Source organism: Rhodoplanes sp. SY1 (assembly GCF_046000175.1).
GTDB lineage: Bacteria > Pseudomonadota > Alphaproteobacteria > Rhizobiales > Xanthobacteraceae > Rhodoplanes.
The window spans coordinates 1-1008 of sequence record NZ_JBEOMB010000428.1; the positions used below are offsets into that span (position 1 = coordinate 1).

The 1008-nt window shown below is 67.2% G+C and carries 2 protein-coding genes; both read left to right on the forward strand.

The annotated features are described in order from the left end of the window. Nucleotides 1–472: 472 nt before the first annotated feature. Nucleotides 473–721 carry a hypothetical protein gene (locus ABTU92_RS30150; RefSeq protein ID WP_408095208.1) on the forward strand — a complete coding sequence of 83 codons (249 nt, stop codon included), beginning with the start codon at nucleotides 473–475 and terminating at the stop codon, nucleotides 719–721. Nucleotides 722–724: 3 nt separating this feature from the next. Further along, complete coding sequence (locus tag ABTU92_RS30155) at nucleotides 725–1000, forward strand: hypothetical protein (protein ID WP_408095209.1); 276 nt, start codon at nucleotides 725–727, stop codon at nucleotides 998–1000. The last annotated feature ends 8 nt before the right edge of the window (nucleotides 1001–1008 follow it).

The window sequence follows — 1008 nt, forward strand, 5'->3', positions numbered from 1 at the left end:
GTTGAATATAACACTCCGGTTCGCAAGTGTCCGCCAGCAGACGTTTCGACAGGCCTCGTCGGCGTATCGTCTGCTTGCCCCGGCCAGCCACATGGCCGGGGCTTTTTATATCAGAAGAGCCGCAGCCCTTGCCGGAAGGCAGAACGGCCGGAGCCGAAGGCCCCGGCCGCCCGCTTCGCAAGGCCTCGTTGCGAAGCCGACTGTTGGTCCGTCGCCGGGGGTCGACTGACGCAGAAATCACGCCGGGCTTGTCGTATGCCCTTGCCGGTGCAGGCGACGGTGAAAATCAGTCAAACGCGTTACCACGGACACCACTGGGCCGCAACGCAATAATAGATGCGATACAGACGCCGAGCAACACCCGCCGTCGACCTAATTCAGTCAGCCTCGCTCGGCGATCACAGGCGCCGGGCGGGGTGTCCCGCGTGAGGCCGGAGCCGGAACGCAGGCCACGATGCTCTCGTTGCCCGGCATGTCCTGGTCCTCGACCCTCGCTCGGCCGATCCGACCGCGTGACGGCGCCCCGCTGCGGACGCTCGGCAACGCGCGGGCCTATCTCCTATCGCTCCCAGAGGGCGAGGCCGTGCGGCCGGCGTGGCAGACCGCCGCCGCCCTGGTGCTCGCCGCAGCCGAGTCCGGTGACCGCGCCGCCGTCCTCGCGGCAACGGACCAGATCGAGCGGGCGCTATTCGTGGCCTACCGGCTCGACATGACGGGCTGACACATGGACCTTCGACTCCGCCGCACCGAAATCCCCATTGGGACGCCGTTGCCTGATGACTACTGCGTCATGATGGGCGAGCGCGCCATTGGCCGCATCATGAAGGTGCAGCGGGCCGGCGGCGCCGTGGCGTGGTTCTGGACGTTCTCGATCTTCCCGAACAGCGCGGCCGACCGCGGCGACGCGGACACGCTCGGCGAAGCGAAGGCGGCTTTCCGGGCTCGTGTCGAAGCGGTCGGGCCGTTCGATCCGGTGACGGTCCGGCGCACTAATACATAAGGACGATA

Bases quoted from the DNA above. Each gene is read 5' to 3' on its own strand.
- ABTU92_RS30150 (WP_408095208.1), top strand. From the start codon at position 473: ATGTCCTGGTCCTCGACCCTCGCTCGGCCGATCCGACCGCGTGACGGC.
- ABTU92_RS30155 (WP_408095209.1), top strand. From the start codon at position 725: ATGGACCTTCGACTCCGCCGCACCGAAATCCCCATTGGGACGCCGTTG.